At 43.9% G+C, this 6,703-nt stretch carries 9 protein-coding genes; 4 read left to right on the top strand and 5 right to left on the bottom strand.

The features are described 5' to 3' along the window. Positions 1–575 precede the first annotated feature (575 nt). The gene (locus tag O9300_RS00195; RefSeq protein WP_353851534.1) at positions 576–1,148 is read left to right on the top strand and encodes a choice-of-anchor R domain-containing protein; all 573 of its coding nucleotides are present in this window, start codon (positions 576–578) and stop codon (positions 1,146–1,148) included. 108 nt (positions 1,149–1,256) lie between these two features. Here the strand turns inward: O9300_RS00195 and O9300_RS00190 are convergent, their stop codons facing one another. The 4 genes from O9300_RS00190 to O9300_RS00175 form a co-directional block, all read right to left on the bottom strand. Beyond that, positions 1,257–1,544: a shikimate dehydrogenase gene (locus O9300_RS00190; protein ID WP_287969287.1), complete on the bottom strand. Its 288-nt coding sequence runs from the start codon at positions 1,542–1,544 to the stop codon at positions 1,257–1,259. Between the two features lie 107 nt (positions 1,545–1,651). Further along, on the bottom strand, positions 1,652–1,858 hold the full coding sequence (locus tag O9300_RS00185) for a type II toxin-antitoxin system HicA family toxin (RefSeq protein WP_002759477.1): 207 nt from the start codon (positions 1,856–1,858) through the stop codon (positions 1,652–1,654). Further along, a complete protein-coding gene (locus O9300_RS00180; RefSeq protein ID WP_002737783.1) occupies positions 1,855–2,058 on the bottom strand; it encodes a type II toxin-antitoxin system HicB family antitoxin in 204 nt (67 codons plus the stop codon). Before O9300_RS00180 ends, O9300_RS00185 begins: the two co-directional genes overlap by 4 nt. A gap of 117 nt (positions 2,059–2,175) precedes the next feature. Further along, on the bottom strand, positions 2,176–2,409 hold the full coding sequence (locus O9300_RS00175; protein ID WP_004162600.1) for a hypothetical protein: 234 nt from the start codon (positions 2,407–2,409) through the stop codon (positions 2,176–2,178). A gap of 246 nt (positions 2,410–2,655) precedes the next feature. Between O9300_RS00175 and O9300_RS00170 the strand changes: the two genes are divergently transcribed. The 3 genes from O9300_RS00170 (at position 2,656) to corA (ending at position 5,951) form a co-directional block, all read left to right on the top strand. After that, positions 2,656–2,949, top strand: coding sequence for a hypothetical protein (locus tag O9300_RS00170; RefSeq protein WP_002759475.1), 294 nt, complete (start codon positions 2,656–2,658; stop codon positions 2,947–2,949). A gap of 472 nt (positions 2,950–3,421) precedes the next feature. Continuing rightward, a complete protein-coding gene (locus O9300_RS00165; protein WP_287969282.1) occupies positions 3,422–4,699 on the top strand; it encodes a recombinase family protein in 1,278 nt (425 codons plus the stop codon). 91 nt (positions 4,700–4,790) lie between these two features. After that, positions 4,791–5,951 carry a magnesium/cobalt transporter CorA gene (gene corA / locus O9300_RS00160; protein WP_287969280.1) on the top strand — a complete coding sequence of 387 codons (1,161 nt, stop codon included), beginning with the start codon at positions 4,791–4,793 and terminating at the stop codon, positions 5,949–5,951. Between the two features lie 430 nt (positions 5,952–6,381). Here corA and O9300_RS00155 read toward each other — a convergent pair whose 3' ends face one another. Further along, complete coding sequence (locus tag O9300_RS00155) at positions 6,382–6,519, bottom strand: hypothetical protein (protein ID WP_287969293.1); 138 nt, start codon at positions 6,517–6,519, stop codon at positions 6,382–6,384. Positions 6,520–6,703 lie beyond the last annotated feature (184 nt).

The raw sequence follows: 6,703 nt of genomic DNA, 5'->3' as shown, positions 1-6,703 counted from the left end.
CTATCGGTGAAACCGTAGATTTTTTATCCGAATGCTTCGCCCCTACAGGACGCGGGCCGATGAAGACGCAAGGTTTTGAAGCACGATTCTCTCAAAATCTTGCACCTGTTTCGCGAGAAAAGCCACAAAACCCTTACCTTGTCTACATTTCACCTTTATTCAGCAAGCCCTAATTAGTCTGTTTTTTCTTGACTCGATCGCAATTAAGCGATCGAGTTTTTTTGATAAAAAAACATCACTTCGGGTTAATACGGAGTGAAACCCAACCACCGAGGATCTATTACCCTCTCCCTAAAGGAATCGCACTTGGCACGACCAGAAACTGCCCGATGTTGCTTACCACTTTCTAGCTATTTTGTCAACACCCTATAAAATCAAATATCATACCAGACGGTAAATGATAACAAAATCTAATCAATAGGTGAAAAGAAGAGACGGCTGCGATAGGCTAATCTACATAATTTCTTAACTTTTTTAGAGATCATGAAAACCTTATCTACGTCTTTGGTGTTGGCGGGAATCAGTAGTTCACTTGTACTAATAGGGGGGGGGTAAACCCTGTCCGCGCGGCGGTTATCATCGGGAATCTACCGCAAGCCAATGATAATGGTGGTACTTTTTTGAGCACTACTGAAATAAAAGCACTCGCCTTTACCCTGCCCGCGGGTAACAATTACAGCCTCGACAACGCCATCCTGCGACTCAGTGGCTACGATCCAGGAGAGACTCCCCTAGTCCAGATCCGCAATGATGTCGGGGGTAGCGATCCGGGCAGTACCGTCCTCGCCAGTTTCACCAATCCCACCCCTCAAGGAGCGGGAAATTTTGACTACACCTTCACTCCCACTGGCCCCTTCACGTTTACCGCCGGTACTAAATACTGGTTATACGTTACCAGTACCAGTGGAGATTTCCTCTGGAGCGCTTCTAGTACGATTCAAACCCCGACGGGCATCGCCACGTTCTCGGGAGCCAGGTTTGGTAGTGGAGCGAGTTTCTTTCCCAGTAACGTTTTTAACAGTTTCCAGATCAACGCAACCGAGATAACCGGTCCGGTGGCCAGCACTCCCGAACCTAGTGCGATCGCGGCGTTGTCCCTGTTCGGATTGGGTTTACTGGGGGTTAAAGGTCGTCGGAACGAGGGATAAGTTGCCGGTGGTTAGGTTGAACAGAGTGAAACCCAACCACCGAGGATCTATGTCGGGTTTCGTTGCCTCAACCCGACCTACGAATTTACTATACAAACGGGGAAACTTTTAAGGATTAGGGATCGATCGCACCAGCAGAGTCAGAATACTGGTTAATACTGCCACTACCACGGGAATAATCAACGATTTTGTTCCCTTAAGGTCGGATACATCCTGAATTAAAGCGTCCTGTGTTCCCTCTACTTTTTCCAATCGCCTATCAATAATCTTGAGTTCGGTTTTCACCTCGGCCATATCTACTTTTAGATCGGTGAAATCTTTCTGTAAAGAGTCTAATTTTTCCGTGATATTTGTCAGGATAATTTCTAGGGAATCGGTGACGGGGGATTGACTCATCTGAATTTCGGGGAATATTCGATCGCCTAGTAATATTGTAGGCTGATAATCGTTATTGGTAATTCTGCGATCTTTCGGGAGTGACGGAATTACAACGATCGCATTGATCAAATATCTTCTTCAGAAAGTCCCGCTTGTTTCAAAAAATGCTTGAGTAATCCGATTTTTAAATCCTGATTTCCGTGAATCGGCACAGAGATACGGGTGGGATTATCCAGCTGACAGTAAATGTGATGGCTACCTTGAATTCTCAATAATTCCCATCCGTGACGCTCTAAAATTTTGGCGAACTTTTTCCCAGAAATCGATTTCATATCGCTATCTCTAGAATCCGAGTTTTCGGATCGGTCGGCAAGGATTCCACATCTATGGATAGACAACCTTCGATCGCCTCGTGTAAATTCTCTAGTAGTTCCTCGAAAGTTTCTGCTTGGGTGGCACAGCCGGGGAGCGCCGGGACTTCCCCCCAGAAGCCACCTTCCTCCGCCTCGTGAACGATAACTTTCATTTTCATTGCTTATCTCCTAGATCGATCAATGGGAGGGATAGATAGATAAATTATCACCACCCCTAAAATCTAACATTTCTACGGGGTTGTGTAAATAATCAGTCTTCAATAACTGGATTTAGTCTAAATATTGTAGGCTGTTTTTGTAGGTGATGCAATCCTTACCAACTGACGACATTCTGTTTTAATGGCTTGTTGCAGTTCTTGTGCCTCTGAATCGCTTAAAATGCCTGAAAAATTGGCCAGAGGATGACTGTTGCCTGTTGCCTGAACTCGATGTAAAAAATCTAACACGGTTTCTATTAGATCATCAGGTGCTTGTTCGAGTTCTTGAATTAATTGTTGACGATGGTTCATAGACAGTCTGAACGAGTAATACAGTAAATGTGATGGCTACCTTGAATTCTCAATGACGTTCTCAAATTTTGGCGAACTTTTTCCCAGAAATAGATCTTAATTGACTCATCTGAATTTCGGAGATTATTCGATCGCCTAGTAATATTGTAGGCTGATAATCGTTGCCGTTGCCTCTGGATTGGTAATTCTGCCATCTTTCGGGAGTGATAGAATGCGAAGTATCCCCCGCAACAAGGAATTTAGTTTATGAGTCAATCGGGAGAAACCGTCACCTATTCCCTAGAAGCCATCCTGACGCGGATCGAGGGAAAGATCGATCGAATCGATGATCGCCTGACAAAACTAGAGGTAGGACAGGCAAAATTAATCGAGAAAGTCGAGGGAATGGATAAGCGGTTAGAAAGGCTAGAAAACGAACAATCGGGGCTAGTTAAGGATATATCCGATTTAAAAGGGGCGAAATCGCTGATTATCCCCGTAACCGTCGCGATTATTACCGCCATACTCACGGTTTTCCTTCGCTCTTTACCCTCTCCCTAGACGAATTGCGCCCGGCCTAGAAATTGCCAAGTCTAGCGGAACGATCGCCAGCTGGCGGGGGTTAGGGAGATGGGCAGAAATTCCTTTTCCATTCGCCCGCAGGTAAGCTGTTGACTATCTAGGGTCTGCTGAATAAATCTAAAAACCTTGTTGGATAAGACTTTTAGACTTTTTTTTCCTCAAAAAGTGCCAGCCGTTGCGGGGATCGGGGGGAAAATTCAGGTACTTTTTCCCTGAAAATTAGGTAATTGACTACCTCAAAATCGGTAAAACCCCACACCCCACACCCCACACCCCACACCCTGCCTCCAGGAAAAGCTTTTTCAGCAAACCCTATCTAAATTACTGGTTAAGACTGTCTATGAGTGCCGGAGTTGGGAGCGGGGAGAGGTAGTTCGAGCATTTGTACTAAACTTTTCAAGACGCGGTTTCAAGGCAGTACAGCTTATCTATACCAGGATTTCGGCAAAACATGAAAATTATCGCCTACACCTATACCAATCCCCTGCTTGATAGTCCCCCCGATGCCTCGATTTCGACCTATTCTCCCGAACAAGTGTATCAGGATTTTGGCGATCGCTCACAACGGCAGCAACTGCTCCGCGATTGTCAAGGGACTCCCCCCCGACTGCTGATCCTGCGTCGCCTAGCAGAATTGGGAGACAATGGCACGGAAGTTAGCAAAATTTTACAATCCTTAGAAGCCCTCGACATAGATATAATTGCCCTAGAAGACCCGGATTATAAGCTGAATTTTGCCAAGATTCTGCAAGAAATATCAAAAAACGAACTAAGTAACCGTTTAAAAGCAGGTCACGCTCACAATCGTCTGCAAGCTTTACCTCCCCCCGGAAAAGCACCCTACGGTTATCGTCGTGGCAAGGAGCGTTATATACTCGATCGCAGTACCGCGCCGGTAGTCAAAGACTTTTTTGATCGCTTTTTGATTTCCGCTTCCCTGCGTTCCACGGTGCGCTATCTAGAAAAACGCTACGGTAAGAAGATATCGGTAGCTACTGCCCATAAATGGCTGACTAATCCCGTTTATCGCGGCGATTTGTGCTATCTCGGTCAAGATATTATCCCCGATACCCACACCCCGATTATCTCCCGGGAAGAAGCGGCCCAGATCGATCGCATCCTGAGAAATAATCGCAAATTACCCCCCCGCAGTGCCAGCGCCCCGCGTTCCTTAGCGGGTTTAGTCGTCTGTAGTCAATGTCAATCGGGGATGACGATTACCAAAGTGACGGCGCGAGGAAAGGGCCTAGAATACCTCTATTTGCGACCTTTGCAATGTCCCCGGACAAAAAAATGTTCGGCGATCGCTTATGAGAAAATTCTCGGTAGCACAATCGAGCGCATTTGTCAAGACCTACCACCGACGATCGCTCAGATATCTTTACCGGATTTAGAGGGGATCAAACGGGGAATGAGCGAGGAAATAGGGCAAAAAAACGATATTTTGTCGCAATTGCCCTCCCTAGAAGCGGCGGGAATTTTAGATCAAGAAACGGCTAATCTACGGGCCTATAAACTGAAAAACGAGATCGCGCAGATTCAAGGACGTTTAGACCAATTACCCCCCGATAACCTGACTATTATCGCTCGTGCCGTTGCTTTTCCGCAATTTTGGCGAGATTTATCGGAAATCGAGCGCCGTTTTTATTTTCGCGAGTTTATCCGTCGCATCGAAATCGAGAGGGAAACGGCTAAGAATTGGCATTTACGTTTAATCTTCGTTTTTTAAGAGTCTGGGACAATCTTAAAGTTAGCTAAAAATTGAGGAATGTTTGAGCGATCAATGCTAAGAAAAAGGCAAACAGCGATCGATCTCAACTATGAGCAATAACAAAAGATTAACTAGGTATAAAAAAGGGCGAAAATCCTCCCAGACAAAACCCCACCTTTATGATTATCACTATAATCAACCCGGTACGATGCCGGGGTTAATCACCATGGATGAAAATGCCGTTGCTACCGAGATATTTTTAATTAATTATAATTCTCAACAAGCGACTATAGTTAATAATCTCTTACCTCAAGACTGTCTTAAATATTTATCCAATGATTCCATCTCTTGGATTGATATCGTCGGTTTGGGTAATGAAGATAAACTGCAAGAGTTGGGAGAAATTTTTCATTTACATCCCTTAACCCTTGAGGATATAGTCAGTATTCCCCAAAGACCAAAAGTGGAAGAATGCGAGAATTATATTTTAATAATAGTGCCGATGGCCATCCTGATCGATCATCAGGGTTTTTTGCTAGAACAAATCAGTTTAATAGTCGGGAAGAATTATGTTTTAACCGTGCAGGAAGAAGGACAATACGATTCTTTAGAGGGAGTTAGGGAAAGAATCCGTTTAAATAAAGGTTCCATCCGGCAGCAAAAATCGGGTTATTTAGCCTACTCGATTTGGGATGCCATTATTGACGGTTATTTTCCTGTTTTAGAGTCCTACGGAGAAAGAATCGAGGAGTTAGAAAACGAAATTTTAGCTAGTCCCACGGAGCAGACTTTATCAAAAATTTACCAACTACGTCAGGAATTACTCTCCCTGCGACGAGCAATTTGGCCGCAAAGGGACACCCTCAATGCGCTTTTACGGGATGAGTATATTGTCATCGATACAACGATTAAACCCTATCTACGGGACTGTTATGACCATGTGGTACAAATCCTCGATGTTATCGAAAATTACCGGGAATTTGCCAATGGTTTAATGGATTTTTACCTGTCTTCCGTGAGTAATAAAATGAACGAGATTATGAAAACTTTAACGGTAATCTCGACGATTTTTATCCCGCTCACCTTCATTGTCGGTATTTATGGCATGAACTTTAATACTGATAAATCCCCCTATAATATGCCCGAATTAGAATGGTATTGGGGCTATGTGTTCGTCTGGGTATTGATGCTAACCATTGCTTTCAGTTTAATCATTTTCTTTTGGCGACGCGGCTGGTTTAAGAACCTATCGACAGTGAAGAAAAGATAAACTGTTAAGCAGATTAGACAGACCGGATTACCTTGCCGGCATCTAGCAAGAGAAAATGGCTATTGCAGAGAAATTAATAGTTTAGTGTCTACGGTATTTTTTAACACTTTCAGTTGATGGCTTCTCATTTTGTCCAACCAACTATAGTGCTGGCTGTGACATTGATAGACGATATCGATGTCACCAATCTCTGACTTAACCTGAGCCAAGTAGTTTTCTAGTTCGCTAATTTTCATAACCAATCTCGCTTGCGCTGAAGGACATCAACCCTAAACCAAGAATTATCGCTAAAGGATAGGGGTGACTACAGTTATTATTATAGGCCGATCATAATTCCTAAAAAAGTTCTTATCTAACAAAGTTAGCTAATGTCAGGGTTAGATGATATTAGCGAAGTTTCTTTCTAGTCGTCTAGGGGGCAGTGCCATTCCTAGGTAGGGTCTGCTGAAAAAGTTTTTCGTGGGGGTAGGGTGTGGGGTGTGGGGTGTAGGGTTTTACCCATTTTCAGGGAAAAAGTCCCTGAATTTTCCCCCCGATCACTCCAATGGCTGGCACTTTTTGATTTCAAAAAAGCCTAAAAATATTATCCAACAAGATTTTTAGATTTATTCCTGAACTTCCCCCGTATAAATATACTAGCTATGGCTCAAAGTCTTACAGAGCCTGAGTTAAAGCAATATAATACTAAGGGACTACTGGACACAAAATCCTGAAGTCCTTACGCAGATAGGGTTTGAGGCAAAAATTTTCAA

This window comes from Microcystis sp. LE19-195.1E, assembly GCF_027532095.1.
Classification (GTDB): Bacteria; Cyanobacteriota; Cyanobacteriia; order Cyanobacteriales; family Microcystaceae; genus Microcystis; species Microcystis aeruginosa.
Note: the sequence above shows the minus strand (reverse complement) of the source record. Positions and strands in the feature narration are given on the sequence as shown.